Here is a 13227-nt window from a genome sequence, read left to right on the forward strand (position 1 = left end):
GGAGAAGATGGCGTGATGTCGAAATTCGGGGGCGGCCGTCTCGCCGGTGTCTTCGAGCGCTGTCCGACCCGGGAGACGGCCGCCGGTCATCAAGCCGCCGCTAGGACGGCGGTTTCGCCGGGCGCTGCGCGGCCTGGAGGTCGGCCAGCAGCTCGGCCTGCCCGGCGAGCACCCCGGACAGGATGGTCCGCGCCACCCGCAGCAGCTCGGCCACTTGCGGGCTGATCAGCGAGTAGTACACGGTCGAGCCCTCCTTGCGGGTCTTGACCAGGTTGGCCCGCCGCAACACGGCCAGCTGCTGGGACAGATGGGCGGGCTCGATACCCACCTCGGGCAGCATCTCCGCGACCGCGTGCTCGCGCTCGCTCAGCAGCTCCAGCACCCGGATCCGGGCCGGATGACCCAGCGTCTTGAAGAACTCGGCCTTCAGTTGGTACAGCGGCGTACTCATCGTGCCGTCCCCTCCTCGGCACCACAGCACGGCTCCACCGGCCGGAGCTCGACCCATCGCTTCCACCCATTCGTCAAGAACATGCGGCCCATCCTCGCCTGCGGCGCCCGCCACACCGAACCCACGGAACGGGAACCGGGCCGCCGCAACCCGCACGGACGACCTCAGCAATTGCCAATATTAGCAATTGCTGAGGTTACGAGGAAGGCCTTCCGGGTGACTGCCCGGCCCCGCGATCGGCGCAGCGGGAACAGGTGATCCGGGCGGCAGTGTTGGATCGGTCGAGGGGCCGGTGCCGCGTGCGCGGGCTCCCGGATGAAGACGTATGCCTTTCGGAGGACTGATTCATGGCTGACCGACCTTTGACGCTCATGGCCGTACACGCCCACCCCGACGACGAGGCCACCGGGACCGGAGGGGTCCTCGCGCGGTATGCGGCCGAGGGCATGCGGACGGTTCTTGTGACGTGTACCGACGGCAGTTGCGGTGACGGACCGGGAGGCGTCAAGCCGGGTGATCCCGGGCACGATCCCGCCGCTGTCGCCGCGATGCGCCGCGAGGAACTCCAGGCGAGCTGTGAGGCCCTGAAGATCAGCGATCTGGAGATGCTGGACTACGCCGACTCCGGAATGATGGGCTGGCCGAGCAACGACTCCCCCGGGTCCTTCTGGCAGACCCCCGTCGAGGAAGGCGCCGCGCGGCTGGCGGAACTCATGCGCCATTACCGACCCGACGTGGTGGTCACTTACGACGAGAACGGCTTCTACGGACACCCCGACCACATCCAGGCCCACCGCATCACGATGGCAGCGCTGGAGATGATCGATTGGACACCGAAGGTGTACTGGACGACGGTGCCCCGCTCGGGCATGCAGAAGTTCGGTGAGATCATGCGCGAGTTCCAGGGAGACATGCCGGAGCCGGACCCTGCCGAGACCGCCGCCCTGGCCGAGATCGGTCTCCCCGACGACGAGATCAGCACCTGGGTGGACACCACCGCGTTCAGCGGTCAGAAGTTCGACGCGCTGGCCGCGCACGCCAGCCAGAGCGAGAACATCTTCTTCCTCAGGATGGGCAAGGAGAGGTTCGGCGAGCTGATGGGCGTGGAGACCTTCGTACGAGTCCGGGACACCACCGGCGCGGCCGTACCCGAGAACGACCTCTTCGCCGGACTGCGCTGATCCGTCCGTCCGCCCGGACCTGGGCGGTGCACGAAGGAGCCGGCCCGCCCTCGCCGATGTCGTCGGCGAGGGCGGGCCGGCTCCTTCGTGCTCAGCTGAGGTGCCGATCCTACGGCGTGCCTCGGTCGTCGAGGAGGCGGAGCAGCACCGCAGCCTCCGCGCGAAGTCTGGCGGCCCGGTCGATGTGAGCGGGCGCGGTCAACTGCGCTGCGGCTTCCAGGCGTTCGGTGGCCTCGGCTCGGACGATGTCCGCGACGCCGGCCTCGCTCAGCTCACGCCGTACGGCCTCCGTGGCGCCTGCACCGACCGGTGACTGTTCGAGGGCCAGTCCACGGGTCGCGTCGTCGTCCACGGGCACCGCCTCCGCGTTGTCCAGCGCGGCAAGGGTGGCGCGCAGGGCGCTCACCGCGACCTTGTCGCGGGCACGCATCGCTTCCGGAAGGGCCTGACGCATCCGCACACGTAGGGGCATGCCGGGACTCTAGGGGTCAAGATCCTCCCCCACAACGGGATATCCCGGCAGCACCGGTCCTCCGTCACCACGCTCAAGCGCCGTCCACCAAGTGCTGCTCGGCTTCCGTCACTTGTCCTTGGTGGCGGCCTCCGAGGGCTCGGGGCCGGAGGCGCGCACCTTGGTGGGGCCCGGTGTGTGGTGCTGCCGGGGCACGACGTCCTGGGGGAAGGTCAGCTGCTGGTTCATCCACTTCAGGGTGGCCGGCATCTCCCGTGTCCAGGTGGGGAAGTTGTGACTGCCCTGGTCCGGCAGGATCGACACGACGCGCATGGGTGCCTTGACGGCCTTGATGAAGGCCAGCGTCTGGGGGTAGCCCCGCTCGCCGTGCTTGCTTTCGGCGACCAGTACGGAGACCTGCGGTGCGGGCAGGTGCTTGAGCCGCCACATCAGGTCGTGTCCGTTGACCCGGTTGACGCGACCCAGTCCGCTGCCGAAGAGGTTGCCGGTCGTGGGGTCGTCCTTGACCTTGTAGTCGGGTGAGAGGGCACCTGCTGTGGTGTAGACGCCGGGGTTGCGCATCGTCAGCTGCAGGGCGCAACTGCCTCCGGAAGAATAGCCCATGACGCCCCAGGAGCTCGCGTAATGGCCCACCCTGTAGGTGGACTTCAGGGCGTCGGGGAGGTCCTTCGCCAGGAAGGTCTCGGCCTGCGGCCCGCCCGGGACGTTCACGCACTCGGTGTCGCGCGGCGGAGCGATCGTCGGCCGGATCATCACCATGATGGTCGGCTGCATCTGGCCGCTCTTCTGCAGTGCTCCGGCGGTCTGTGGGACCCGAAGGTACTGCGCCAGATTGAAGACACTGCCGGGGTAGCCGCTGAGCGCGACGATCACGGGGAAGCGCTGCCGGTGGTACGCCTTCTGGAAGTACTGCGGCGGCAGATAGACGAGAGCCGGGTCGACCACGCCCGTCCGTCGGCCGATGACCTTCACCGACTCGACCCGGCCGTTGACCGCCGCAGGCCCGGTGGGCAGTCCGGTGACCCGGCTCAGCTGCTGATCACCGGCGGGCTGTACCAACGCCCCCTTGGCGGCGACCCCGGTCACCACCCCGTCGCCGCGCCCGGCCGCCTGCGTGATGCCGACGGGCGCGGTGTCCACGTGCCCGAAGAGCTCGCCCCACGATCCGAAGAACTGGTACGACGAGTTCAGCCAGCAGCCGCACGCGGCGATGATCGTCACCTGGGTCACTCCGACGGCCGCCAGCCGTCCGAGCACCGGCCGCAGACCCTGCCTGGCGAGCCGCGGCCAGAGCCAGACCAGCAGGGCCACACAAACGGCGGCGAGGGCCGCCATCACGTACACGGTCGTCTCGCTGGTCAAGCCCATGGCACTCAGCCCCGGTTTCCTCGCCCGTGGTCTTCCCCGACACCCAGAAGGAGGGGTGCGGGGGCCTCCACGTTCCCCAAGAAGCGCATAAGGGACAAAGACCTTGGCCCTTCGGTGTTTCCTCCGAAGGGCCCTCGTGGACCTGGGCGCCCGCTCGCCACGCGGGCGTGACCGGTGTGGTCAGGCGTCGCCGGGCTCGGACGGTGCCGCCTCTTCGAGCATGGCGAGGGTCAGCACATTGCCGCCGATGCCCCAGCCGCCGTCGGCGACCTCTTCGATCAGGACCATGGTGTTCTCGCGGGCGCGCTCGCCGTAGATCTCGACGTACAGCTCGGTGGTGCGGGTGACGATCTCCTCCTTCTGCTGAGCAGTGAGGGTTTTCTCGGGGACCTTGAAGTTCGCGAAAGGCATGCCTCCTACGATGTGGCGGTCGCAGGGCGCGTACCAGGGGATGTCATCCCCTGTGTCAGGGACGTGCCGGTGGGCCGGTGTCGCGCAGACTGGGATGCATGGGCTCCCTCAGATACGCCGAGCTCGGCGCTTTCCTTCGTTCGCGCCGTGAACGCATCCGCCCCGAGGACGTCGGTCTGATCGCGGGCCCGCGCCGTCGCGTGCCGGGGCTGCGCCGCGACGAGGTGGCGCAGCTCGCGGGTGCCTCGGTCGACTACTACAACGAGATCGAGCGGGGCGCGGGATCACAGCCCTCCGAGCAGATGCTCGCCGCCCTGGCACGCGCGCTGCGTCTGACGTCGGACGAGCGCGACTACCTCTACCGCCTGGCCGACCGCCCGCTACCGGCCCACGGTGGACCCGAGTCGCATGTGCACCCCGGAATGATGGACCTGCTCACCCGGCTGACCACGACCCCGGCGCAGGTCGTCACCGACCTGCACGTCACGCTCGTGCAGAACCCGCTCGCCGTCGCCCTGCTCGGCGACCAGTCGGTCTTCCGGGGCAAGAACGCGAGCTTCGTCCACCGCTGGTTCACGGACGCCGACGCGCGCCGCATCTACCCCGAGGCCGACCACGACACACAGTCCCGCCGGTTCGTCGCCGACCTGCGGGCCGCGGCGGCGCGTCGCGACGCGAAGGATCTCCAGGCCCGCACCCTGATCGACGACCTCACCGCCCGCTCCCCCGAGTTCGCGGCTCTGTGGGCCCAGCACGAGGTCGCCGTCCGCCGGGACGACCGCAAGCGCATCAACCACCCCACGCTCGGCACGCTGGAGGTCAACTGCCTCAACCTGTTCAGCGAGGACGGCCGCCAGCGCCTGCTCTGGTTCACCCCGGCCCTGGGCACGGACAGCGCCAGCAAACTGGATCTGCTCGCCGTGATAGGAACCCAGCTTTCGGACACCTCGTCCTGAACGCCGGCGAGGATGACGAGGACGGCCACACCGGTCACGTCGAGGGCTCGTCACTCGCAGACACCGCCGCCTCTCAGCGACCCAGCCGCGCCTTCCAGATCTCTTCGCTGGGCCAGCGGCGCGCCCAGGAGGCGGAGACTTCCGGGTAGTCGCGGTGCGCGGTCTCGGGCGCCTGGATCTCGATCAGGTCATCGACCATGAAGCCGCAGGAACGCAGCAGCCGAAGCATCTCACCGTGAGCGATGGTGAACTCGACGCTCGCGCCGTCCCCGTGCGGGCCCATCCCGAACTGCGCACGCAGCAGAACCAAACCGGCCTCTCCGTCGGCCGGAGCGCACAGCGCGAACAGCGGCGACCGCCGGACGAACACCAGACGCCCGCCCGGCCTCAGCACCCGCGCCGCCTCCGGAATCCAGCGGTACGGATCGCACCACAGCGACGCACCGAACTCACTGACAGCCAGGTCGAAGGAGGAACTACGCAACGGCAGGCGCTCGGCATCGGCAAGCACGAGCGGGAAGGCGATGCCGAACTCCTGCTGCATCGCCCGCGCGGTGGCCAACTGCTCTCGCGAGAGATCGACCCCGACGGGCCGGGCTCCGACACGGGCAAGCCGCGCGCACACGTACGCCGTCCCGCAGCCGAGTTCGACCGCGTCCATGCCGGCAACGTCATCGGGGAACAGTCCCACCTGCGCCTCCGGGACGTTCCACAAACCCCAGATCGGCTCGGTCCGGCGCCAGTGCTCGCGGGCCAGCGGCCCGTGCCATGCCGCCGCCCGCTCGTCCCAGTGCCGTCGGTTCAACGCCGTGTGGTCGATCGCGCCGTCTGCAGCAGCCATGCCGTCATTGGAGCGGAGTCGCTCTCCCCGGCCAACCGATTTTCGAGGCTCACCGGCCCGAGTCAGTCCTGGCGCCAGGACCGCAGTTTCTCGGCGATGCCGTACGAGTCCAGTCGCAGCGCGCGGATGTCGTAGATCAGTTCGCGCCAGAGCTCGAACTTCGTGTCCACGCGCTCCCCGGAGGCCTCGAGATAGGCGATGGCGACGCCGTATCCGTACAGCTCGTTGCGGGCCGGGAGGGGGCGCAGCAGCACGCACTCCTCCAGCATGACCGCAGCACACCAGAAGGCGTCGGGATGGTGCTGGTCATGGCGGGGCGGGTCGACCCGGTGGCGCTGGGCCAGGCCGACGAGGATCGAGAAGTCGTTGACGGTCAGGTCGTCCCGGAGCACGTCCTCCTGGCGCTCGAGGAACCACCGGTAGTCGACATGTACGACGGGAGGCACAGGTCAGGCCGCCCGCGAGGAGTCGTGCGCCGCAGGCGGCAGCCCGCCGAACTCGGCGTCGAAGGCGGCCATGACACCGGGCTCGCCGATCGCGCGACGGAAGACGGCGGTCGCCGTCTGCAGGGCCCGCTCCTGCTCCTTCTCCTCCGCCAACTTGGCGAGGTAGGCCTTCACGGACAGCCCTGCGGCGGCGGCCAGGCCCTGCAGTGTGTCCCTGGTGCTCGTGTCGACCTTGACGGTGGTTTCAGGCATACCCGAAGTATTCCGCAAGGTATACGCGCGGCGCTACCTGCCTGGCGGGGACGGTCGCCGCCGTACGGATCAGACGCTCGCCGTCGTACGGATCAGACGGTTGTCGTCGTACGGATCATCGGAGCTTCTCGCCGATGCCGGACAGGATGAGGTCGATGCCGGCCAGGAACTGTTCGCGGTCGTCGTGTCCGGGCAACTGGACCGCCACCTGGCGCATGAACGGGTACTGCCCCGGGTCGAGCTGCGCCCAGCGGGCGGCGGCCGCGGTGAGGAACGCCGTTCGATCGGTGTCGGGAGCGAGGAGACGGGCGGCCGCGGCGCGGTGCCCGGCGAGGCCGAGGACGTAGTTGACGAGGGCGGAGGCGCAGTCGAACTGCGCCGGTTCGGGGACGCCGAGTGCCTGGAGTTGGCGGCCGACGGCTTCGAAGATCCGGAGCACCGCGAACTGCCATGGTTCCCGGGAGAGTTGGGTGCCCACCCAGGGGTGTGCCTCGATCGCGTCGTACACCCCGAGGGCGATGCGTCTGACCGCCTCCCGCGGCTCCGTGCCGTCCGACACGTCGGTCACGACGCGGGCGATGACGTCACTCGCGGCCGCCGCGAGCAGGTCGTCCTTGTTGGCAACGTGCCAGTAGATCGCTCCGCTGCCGGTCGTCAGCCGGGCCGCGAGGGCGCGGAAGGTCAGCGCGCTCTCGCCTTCGGCATCGAGGATCTCGATCGCGGTCTCGATGATCCGCTCCTTCGAGAGCGCATCCGTGCGCCGCTGCGCCCGCTTCGCCTTGGTCACCACGAGCCCATTTTGACACGGCTGGAACATTGTTCCAAACTGCCGAATGGAACGCCGTTCCAGTCTAAGGAGCATGACGATGACACCCGTCACGATCATCGGCGCCGGTCTCGGCGGCCTCACCCTCGCCCGCGTCCTCCACGTCCACGGCATCCCCGCGACGGTCTACGAGGCCGAGCCCTCGGCGGATGCCCGCACACAGGGCGGCCGGCTCGACATCCACGAACACAACGGGCAGCGCGCCCTCGAAGCGGCCGGGCTCACCGCCGAGTTCCACGCGATCATCCACGAGGGCGGCCAGGCCACACGCGTCCTCGACCCGCAGGGGAAGGTGCTGTTCGACACCCCTGACGACGGCACGGGCGGGCGGCCCGAGGTCCTCCGGGGCGATCTGCGCCGCATCCTCTGCGCGTCCCTGCCCGCGGGGACCATCCAGTGGGGAAAGAAGCTCGCCGAAGTCTCTGCACTCGGCGATGGACGTCACGCCCTGACCTTCACGGACGGATCGACGGTCACCACCGGGCTCCTCGTCGGGGCCGACGGTGCCTGGTCGAAGGTGCGCCCGCTGCTGTCGGACGCCGAGCCCCAGTACGTGGGCATCACGTTCGTCGAGACCTACCTGCGCGACGTCGACCGGCGGCACCCCGCGGCGGCCGAGGCCGTAGGCACCGGCTCCATGACCGCGCTCACCCCGGGGAAGGGGATCGTCGCGCATCGCGAGGCCGGAGCCGTCCTGCACACGTATGTCCAGCTCAAGCGCCCCGCCGACTGGGTCGACGGGATCGACTTCACCGACGCGGCCGACGCGGCGGCCAGGGTCGCGGCCGAGTTCGACGGATGGGCTCCCGAACTCACCGCCCTGATCACCGACGGTGAGACCGCCCCGGTCCCGCGCATGATCCACGCCCTCCCCGACGGGCATCGCTGGGACCGCGTGCCCGGGGTGACGCTCGTCGGCGACGCCGCGCACCTGATGGCGCCGAACGGCGAGGGCGCGAACCTGGCCATGCTCGACGGCGCCGAGCTGGGCGAGGCGATCGCCGCGCACCCCGAGGACATCGAGGCCGCGCTCACCGCCTACGAGCAGAGGCTGTTCCCACGCAGCGAGTCGGAGGCCGCCGACACCCACGTGCTCCTGGATCTCTGCCTCGGCGACCGGGCGCCGTACGGGCTCATCGACTTCCTTTCCGGCGCGTTGGCCTAGTTGCATGTCTCACCCTCCGGAGGGGGGCGGGCCGACCACCCGCCCCCCTGCGGCATAGACAGCGCTACGGGATCAATCGAGCCCTCGCGGCCTCTCCGAGCCGGCTTCAAGTTCCCGTTCCCTGGCGGCCATTGCTCTCGTCAGCACCTTCGCCCGGTAGGGGTTCGCCGTGCTGAGTGCCTTCGCCACTTCCACGGCCTCGTCGAGCAGCGCCAGTCGTCGCTCAGGCAGCTCCCGCAGCAAGGGTGAGCCGCTCTCCTCCACCAGGACGTACGCCAGCTTCGATCCGTACACCTCCGGCTCGACCTGCGTCAGCAGACGGTAGATCCACAGTCCTTCGACTCCCCGCACGACCCGCCGGTTGGCACTGAGCAGCCTGACCCTCGCAAGCACCACCATGTCCTGATCCATCGATCCCCTTCGTCGCATCCCTCCCGACCGGCGCATGCCCCACCGCAGGACAGCGCGGCGAACGCGCCGGCAGCCGATGACGGATGCCGGCACGTCGGCCGGGAAGTGGATGACGACGAGTCTGCGGGCACGGCACCACTCGCCACAAGGTCGAACGGGCGTGCGCTACGTCCTACCTAAAACGCCTTCGACCAGGCATGATGGAGCTGACGCTCACTCAAGCCCCTCCCCCGGCAGCGCTACGACGACCGGGCCGCCGTCCACCCGCCCTGCCCCGTGGCGCGTCATGCCGATGAGTTTCCCGACTGTCCGAAGTCTCCCTCGTGACGCACGGTGTCATGGAGGAGAGATGGAGGCGGCCCGTATGTCCAATCCGATTCGGCTGTACATGTCGATGTCGCTCGACGGCTATATCGCCGGCCCCGAGGATCGCCCGGGCCAGGAGCTCGGGCGTGGGGGTGGGCGTCTTTTCAACTGGCTGGACGACCGGGAATCCGACGGTCACAGCGGACAGGTCTATCGCGAGGCGCTGGCCACCGGCGCGGTGATCTCGGGCCGCCGGACCTTCGAGCTCGCAGGGCGTTGGCAGGGCGACCATCACGACGGTGTGCCGATCTTCGTCCTCACCCATCAGGTGGACGACGGGGACGTGCCGCCCGGACACGCGCGGTTCGTCACCGACGTGGAGGACTGCGCCCGTCAGGCTCGCGCGGCCGCCGGGGACCGGCCGGTCATGGTCCACGGCGCGGGCGCGGCCCAGGCACTCCTGCGGGCCGGGCAGCTGGACGAGATGGAGATCCACCTGGTCCAGGTCCTCCTCGGGGACGGTCGGCGACTCTTCGACCACCTCGGCGGCAAACGCACCGAGCTCGAACTCGTCCGGCGCCTCGAGGACCGGGACGTCACACATCTGCGCTATCGCGTACGCCGCCCCGAGGAAACCGTATGAAGACGCTCTTCGTCTCCTACCGCGTCACCGACCTGGACCGCTCGCTCGGTTTCTACACCGCCGTGGGCTATGCCGAGTTGGGCAGGGTCAACGCCGATCACGGCAGTCACCTGGTGCTGCTCCATTTCCCCGGCGAACCGGCCGCCTCGCTCGAACTGGTCCACCGTCCGGCCGACGGACGCGTCGACGTGGGCAGCGGCTTCGACCATCTCGCGATCCAGGTGGAAACGCTCGACACCACCCTGGAGCGACTCACCGAAGCCGGTCTGGAGCCCGAGCCCGTCCAGTACCCGGGCGGCCCGCACGGCCCCAAGACCTCGTGGCTCACCGACCCCGACGGCTACCGGATCGAGTTGGTGGAGTGGCCGTCCGGACATGCCGACGGGATCACGGCGGCCGACTTCTCCTAAAACCATTTGAGGCCGCCGCCACCCCACCGCTACCGTCGTCGCGGACCGTCAAGTCGGCGTAGGGAGGTGAGACCCGTGAACACAGTGATCCATGGGTGCTCCCTCACCCCGCCACGGTCCTGCGGCTGACATTCGGTGTCGCCAGGAGCGCCTGAGTTCGAGGCACTCCTGGGAGGAGACTCCGATGAACACAACGCCTTTCACATCCGGCCTGAGCGAGAACGCGGTGACGATCACCCGTGTCGCGAAGAGCCAATGGCACGCCCTGGACGACGACCTCGTGGTCGGCCGCGGGCATGCGCATCACCGGCCCGACGGACGCCTGTTCGTCAGCATCGACGCCTGGCACGATGTGGCCTTCGACCGGCTCGCCGAGGCGATGACGAAGACACTGCCGGCGCCGCTGTACACGGTGGTCGACGAAGCCGACGCCGAGCTGACGGTCGGCTGGCGGCGAGCGGGTTTCACGATCCGGCGCCGCGAATGGGAGTACGCCGTACCGACCGATCCGCGGGTCACGGGGCTCGACGAGGCCCAGGTCCTGCCACCTGCGGGCGTGACGATCGTTCCCGCGGGTCGGGCGGACGAGCGTCTGCTGCGTGCGGTGGACCGCGCGATCCGTGACGAAGTCGAGGCGAGCGTCGGATGGCAGTCGATGCCCGCCGAGGTGATCCCCTTCCCCGAGGGAGACACCATCGTCGACCCGTCGAAGTACGCGGTGGCCGCGACGTCGGACCGATATCTCGGTCTGATCCGGGTGGTCACGGTGAAGGAGCCACGCATCGGGCTGGTCGCCGTTCGTGCCGGCGAACAACGCCGCGGCATCGGGCGGGCGCTCCTGGCTCAGGCACTGGGGACGCTGCACCGTTCGGGATTCGCCTCGGCCTGGGCCGAGGTCCAGGAGTCCAATCGGGCGGCCTCGGTGCTGTTCGAGGGCATCGGCGCCCAAGCGGCGGGCAGCAACCTGGAGTTGGTGCGATGACCAAGGGCAAGAACGTCATCGAGGTCGAGGGCAGGGTCGTCGAGTGTCTGCGCAGCGCCATGTTCACGGTGGAGCTGGAGAACGGCCACCAGGTGCTCGCACACATCAGCGGCAAGATCCGCAGGAACTACATCAAGATCATGCTGGAGGACCGGGTGCTGGTCGAGCTCCCGCCGTACGACCTGACGCGCGGCCGGATCGTGTTCCGGTACCGGAACTAGCTCCGAGCGGGGGCCTTCCCCTCATTCGCCCGTGACGAGGCGGACGTGACCGGCCGGGTACACCGGATCCGGTCACGTCCGCGAGCGTCAGTCCTGCGTCTCCTCGGTGGGGATCTCCGGCGGTGCCTGCAGGTCGTGGGCGCGGAACAGGACGGCGTGCTCGACGCCCATGGCCTTGCCGCTCATGGCGGTGAACTGCGGGATGAAGTCCTTGGGGGCGGGGTGGTCCGGGAGCGCGGCCAGATACGCGGCGTGCGATTCGAGCGAGGCGACGCCGCGGCGCAGCGGCTCGCCCGTGACGTCGACGCCGTGGGTCGCGCCCGAGCCGGGGATGGCGTTGGTCATGTACCAGCGCGCGGAGTGCGGTTCGAGGCCCTCGTCGTCGATCTGCTCCGGGAAGACCCAGCGGTTGCCCGCGTCGCGCACCGCGTCGAGCGTGGCGAGCCCGGCGGCGCGGTGGTCGGCCTGGTCGAAGCCCCAGGGCGCCTCGATCTCGTAGCCGCCTCCGAACACGACGTCGGGCTTGAACCGGCGGATCTCGCGGCAGATGTCACGGCGCAGATCGAGGCCGTAGACGAGGATGCCGTCCGGGTGTTCGAGGATGGTCAGGTGTTTGACGCCTACGACGGCGCAGGCGGCCTGTTGCTCGGCGACGCGCAGGCGTGCGGTCTCGTCGGGCAGGTTCGGCATGCCGGCCTCGCCGCGGGTGAGCAGGAGGTAGCCGACGTCGATGCCGCGTGCGGTCCAGCGGGCGACGGCCGCGGACGTGCCGTACTCCATGTCGTCGGGGTGTGCGACGACGCAGAGCACTCGCTGGAAGGACTCTTCGGGGAGGGCAGGCAATGTCATGCCGGTCATCCTTCCGCGTTCGGAGCTCGCCGTCCTGTTTTCAGGGGTTCCGTCGGGTCTCGTCCCGTCTGCTTCTCGTCGCTCAACGGAAACTCGGTTGATCCGCACACCCGCGCATGAATACTAGTTGGATGATCATGCACGACGACCAAGTGGACGTGACCGCCGAAACCGTCGCGACGCTGATCCGGGAGCAGTTCCCTCAGTGGAGCGGCAAGGCGATCCGACGTCTGCCGTCGACCGGCACGGTCAACGCCATCTTCCGCGTCGGAAATGATCTCTCGGCACGTTTCCCACTGCGTCTGGCCGATGCCGCGGAAACCCTGGCCTTCCTGGAGAAGGAAGCCCGGGCGAGCGCGGAGCTGGCACAGGTGTCTCCGTTTCCCGTCCCGGAGCCCGTGGCCCTGGGAAGGCCCGGGGCGGGTTACCCCATGCCGTGGTCGGTCCAGACCTGGCTGCCGGGAACGGTCGCCTCGGATGCCGGCGTGAGTGGGTCGGAGGCTCTTGCCGAGGACCTCGCGAAGTTCATCGCGGCCCTCCGAGAGGCCGACACACGGGGGCGGCTCTTCGGCTGCGAGGGTCGCGGCGGTGTTCTCGCTCACCACGACGAGTGGCTGGCGAAGTGCTTCGCGGAGAGTGAGGGGCTGCTCGACGTGCCCCGGATGCGGCAACTGTGGCGCCACTTCAGGGAGTTGCCCCGTACGCGTGCCGACGTGATGAGCCACGGTGATCTGATCCCTGGCAATGTACTGGTCTCGGGGGGCCGGCTCAGCGGCGTACTCGACACCGGTGGCTTCGGACCGGCCGACCCCGCGCTGGATCTGGTCAGCGCCTGGCACCTTTTGCGGGAGGGTCCGCGGCAAGTGCTCCGGCGAGCACTGAACTGTGACGACCTGGAGTGGGAGCGGGGCAAGGCCTGGGCGTTCGAGCAGGCGATGGGGGTTGTCTGGTACTACGTCGAGAGCAATCCGACGATGAGTGCCATGGGGCGCCGGACGCTCGACCGCATTCTGGAGTCGGCGGAGTGACGTCGCGG

At 69.2% G+C, this 13227-nt stretch carries 18 protein-coding genes; 8 read left to right on the top strand and 10 right to left on the bottom strand.

Annotated elements, in window-relative coordinates; translation table 11 throughout:
* Positions 1–100: 100 nt before the first annotated feature.
* Positions 101–451: an ArsR/SmtB family transcription factor gene (locus MQN93_RS31290; protein WP_016432785.1), complete on the bottom strand. Its 351-nt coding sequence runs from the start codon at positions 449–451 to the stop codon at positions 101–103.
* Positions 452–798: 347 nt separating this feature from the next.
* Between MQN93_RS31290 and MQN93_RS31295 the strand changes: the two genes are divergently transcribed.
* Positions 799–1632 carry a PIG-L family deacetylase gene (locus tag MQN93_RS31295; RefSeq protein WP_242712210.1) on the top strand — a complete coding sequence of 278 codons (834 nt, stop codon included), beginning with the start codon at positions 799–801 and terminating at the stop codon, positions 1630–1632.
* Positions 1633–1741: 109 nt separating this feature from the next.
* Here MQN93_RS31295 and MQN93_RS31300 read toward each other — a convergent pair whose 3' ends face one another.
* From MQN93_RS31300 to MQN93_RS31310, 3 genes are all read right to left on the bottom strand, one after another.
* Positions 1742–2062 (bottom strand): GatB/YqeY domain-containing protein, encoded by a 321-nt coding sequence (locus MQN93_RS31300; protein ID WP_242712272.1) that lies wholly within the window; start codon positions 2060–2062, stop codon positions 1742–1744.
* A gap of 150 nt (positions 2063–2212) precedes the next feature.
* Complete coding sequence (locus tag MQN93_RS31305) at positions 2213–3472, bottom strand: alpha/beta hydrolase (RefSeq protein WP_242712211.1); 1260 nt, start codon at positions 3470–3472, stop codon at positions 2213–2215.
* Between the two features lie 180 nt (positions 3473–3652).
* Positions 3653–3883, bottom strand: a complete 231-nt coding sequence (locus MQN93_RS31310; protein ID WP_016432789.1) for a tautomerase family protein — start codon at positions 3881–3883, stop codon at positions 3653–3655.
* 98 nt (positions 3884–3981) lie between these two features.
* Here MQN93_RS31310 and MQN93_RS31315 point away from each other — a divergent pair, with 98 nt between their 5' ends.
* A complete protein-coding gene (locus tag MQN93_RS31315; RefSeq protein ID WP_242712212.1) occupies positions 3982–4839 on the top strand; it encodes a helix-turn-helix transcriptional regulator in 858 nt (285 codons plus the stop codon).
* Between the two features lie 73 nt (positions 4840–4912).
* Here MQN93_RS31315 and MQN93_RS31320 read toward each other — a convergent pair whose 3' ends face one another.
* The 4 genes from MQN93_RS31320 to MQN93_RS31335 all read right to left on the bottom strand — a co-directional run bounded on the left by MQN93_RS31320 (position 4913) and on the right by MQN93_RS31335 (position 7168).
* On the bottom strand, positions 4913–5680 hold the full coding sequence (locus MQN93_RS31320) for a class I SAM-dependent methyltransferase (RefSeq protein ID WP_242712213.1): 768 nt from the start codon (positions 5678–5680) through the stop codon (positions 4913–4915).
* A 62-nt stretch (positions 5681–5742) separates the two neighbouring features.
* Positions 5743–6126: a toxin Doc gene (locus tag MQN93_RS31325; protein WP_242712214.1), complete on the bottom strand. Its 384-nt coding sequence runs from the start codon at positions 6124–6126 to the stop codon at positions 5743–5745.
* A 3-nt stretch (positions 6127–6129) separates the two neighbouring features.
* Complete coding sequence (locus tag MQN93_RS31330) at positions 6130–6378, bottom strand: hypothetical protein (protein WP_016432793.1); 249 nt, start codon at positions 6376–6378, stop codon at positions 6130–6132.
* Positions 6379–6493: 115 nt separating this feature from the next.
* On the bottom strand, positions 6494–7168 hold the full coding sequence (locus tag MQN93_RS31335; RefSeq protein WP_242712215.1) for a TetR/AcrR family transcriptional regulator: 675 nt from the start codon (positions 7166–7168) through the stop codon (positions 6494–6496).
* 76 nt (positions 7169–7244) lie between these two features.
* On the opposite strand from MQN93_RS31335, the gene MQN93_RS31340 reads away from it, so the two are divergent.
* Positions 7245–8369 carry an FAD-dependent oxidoreductase gene (locus MQN93_RS31340; protein ID WP_372504494.1) on the top strand — a complete coding sequence of 375 codons (1125 nt, stop codon included), beginning with the start codon at positions 7245–7247 and terminating at the stop codon, positions 8367–8369.
* 72 nt (positions 8370–8441) lie between these two features.
* Here MQN93_RS31340 and MQN93_RS31345 read toward each other — a convergent pair whose 3' ends face one another.
* Positions 8442–8780, bottom strand: a complete 339-nt coding sequence (locus tag MQN93_RS31345; protein WP_016432796.1) for a hypothetical protein — start codon at positions 8778–8780, stop codon at positions 8442–8444.
* 364 nt (positions 8781–9144) lie between these two features.
* Here MQN93_RS31345 and MQN93_RS31350 point away from each other — a divergent pair, with 364 nt between their 5' ends.
* From MQN93_RS31350 to infA, 4 genes are all read left to right on the top strand, one after another.
* On the top strand, positions 9145–9729 hold the full coding sequence (locus MQN93_RS31350) for a dihydrofolate reductase family protein (RefSeq protein ID WP_242712217.1): 585 nt from the start codon (positions 9145–9147) through the stop codon (positions 9727–9729).
* The gene (locus tag MQN93_RS31355) at positions 9726–10139 is read left to right on the top strand and encodes a VOC family protein (RefSeq protein ID WP_242712218.1); all 414 of its coding nucleotides are present in this window, start codon (positions 9726–9728) and stop codon (positions 10137–10139) included. Before MQN93_RS31350 ends, MQN93_RS31355 begins: the two co-directional genes overlap by 4 nt.
* A 184-nt stretch (positions 10140–10323) precedes the next feature.
* Complete coding sequence (locus MQN93_RS31360) at positions 10324–11121, top strand: GNAT family N-acetyltransferase (RefSeq protein ID WP_242712219.1); 798 nt, start codon at positions 10324–10326, stop codon at positions 11119–11121.
* Positions 11118–11342: a translation initiation factor IF-1 gene (gene infA / locus MQN93_RS31365; RefSeq protein WP_016432800.1), complete on the top strand. Its 225-nt coding sequence runs from the start codon at positions 11118–11120 to the stop codon at positions 11340–11342. Before MQN93_RS31360 ends, infA begins: the two co-directional genes overlap by 4 nt.
* Before the next feature lie 87 nt (positions 11343–11429).
* On the opposite strand, the gene MQN93_RS31370 is transcribed toward infA, so the two are convergent.
* Entirely contained in the window at positions 11430–12191 is a 762-nt protein-coding gene (locus MQN93_RS31370) for a PIG-L deacetylase family protein (protein WP_242712220.1), read from the bottom strand.
* A gap of 131 nt (positions 12192–12322) precedes the next feature.
* Here MQN93_RS31370 and MQN93_RS31375 point away from each other — a divergent pair, with 131 nt between their 5' ends.
* Positions 12323–13219, top strand: coding sequence for an aminoglycoside phosphotransferase family protein (locus MQN93_RS31375; RefSeq protein ID WP_242712221.1), 897 nt, complete (start codon positions 12323–12325; stop codon positions 13217–13219).
* Positions 13220–13227 lie beyond the last annotated feature (8 nt).

The sequence above is a fragment of the Streptomyces spinosisporus genome (assembly GCF_022698145.1).
Classification (GTDB): domain Bacteria; phylum Actinomycetota; class Actinomycetes; order Streptomycetales; family Streptomycetaceae; genus Streptomyces; species Streptomyces spinosisporus.

Excerpts from the sequence above, each read along its gene's own strand:
- MQN93_RS31340 (WP_372504494.1), top strand. The coding sequence starts at position 7,245 with ATGACACCCGTCACGATCATCGGCGCCGGTCTCGGCGGCCTCACCCTC.
- MQN93_RS31345 (WP_016432796.1), bottom strand. The coding sequence starts at position 8,780 with ATGGATCAGGACATGGTGGTGCTTGCGAGGGTCAGGCTGCTCAGTGCC.
- MQN93_RS31295 (WP_242712210.1), top strand. The coding sequence starts at position 799 with ATGGCTGACCGACCTTTGACGCTCATGGCCGTACACGCCCACCCCGAC.
- MQN93_RS31320 (WP_242712213.1), bottom strand. The coding sequence starts at position 5,680 with ATGGCTGCTGCAGACGGCGCGATCGACCACACGGCGTTGAACCGACGG.
- MQN93_RS31305 (WP_242712211.1), bottom strand. The coding sequence starts at position 3,472 with ATGGGCTTGACCAGCGAGACGACCGTGTACGTGATGGCGGCCCTCGCC.
- MQN93_RS31310 (WP_016432789.1), bottom strand. The coding sequence starts at position 3,883 with ATGCCTTTCGCGAACTTCAAGGTCCCCGAGAAAACCCTCACTGCTCAG.
- MQN93_RS31290 (WP_016432785.1), bottom strand. The coding sequence starts at position 451 with ATGAGTACGCCGCTGTACCAACTGAAGGCCGAGTTCTTCAAGACGCTG.
- infA (WP_016432800.1), top strand. The coding sequence starts at position 11,118 with ATGACCAAGGGCAAGAACGTCATCGAGGTCGAGGGCAGGGTCGTCGAG.
- MQN93_RS31355 (WP_242712218.1), top strand. The coding sequence starts at position 9,726 with ATGAAGACGCTCTTCGTCTCCTACCGCGTCACCGACCTGGACCGCTCG.
- MQN93_RS31350 (WP_242712217.1), top strand. The coding sequence starts at position 9,145 with ATGTCCAATCCGATTCGGCTGTACATGTCGATGTCGCTCGACGGCTAT.
- MQN93_RS31300 (WP_242712272.1), bottom strand. The coding sequence starts at position 2,062 with ATGCGTGCCCGCGACAAGGTCGCGGTGAGCGCCCTGCGCGCCACCCTT.
- MQN93_RS31330 (WP_016432793.1), bottom strand. The coding sequence starts at position 6,378 with ATGCCTGAAACCACCGTCAAGGTCGACACGAGCACCAGGGACACACTG.
- MQN93_RS31360 (WP_242712219.1), top strand. The coding sequence starts at position 10,324 with ATGAACACAACGCCTTTCACATCCGGCCTGAGCGAGAACGCGGTGACG.
- MQN93_RS31315 (WP_242712212.1), top strand. The coding sequence starts at position 3,982 with ATGGGCTCCCTCAGATACGCCGAGCTCGGCGCTTTCCTTCGTTCGCGC.
- MQN93_RS31375 (WP_242712221.1), top strand. The coding sequence starts at position 12,323 with ATGATCATGCACGACGACCAAGTGGACGTGACCGCCGAAACCGTCGCG.
- MQN93_RS31370 (WP_242712220.1), bottom strand. The coding sequence starts at position 12,191 with ATGACATTGCCTGCCCTCCCCGAAGAGTCCTTCCAGCGAGTGCTCTGC.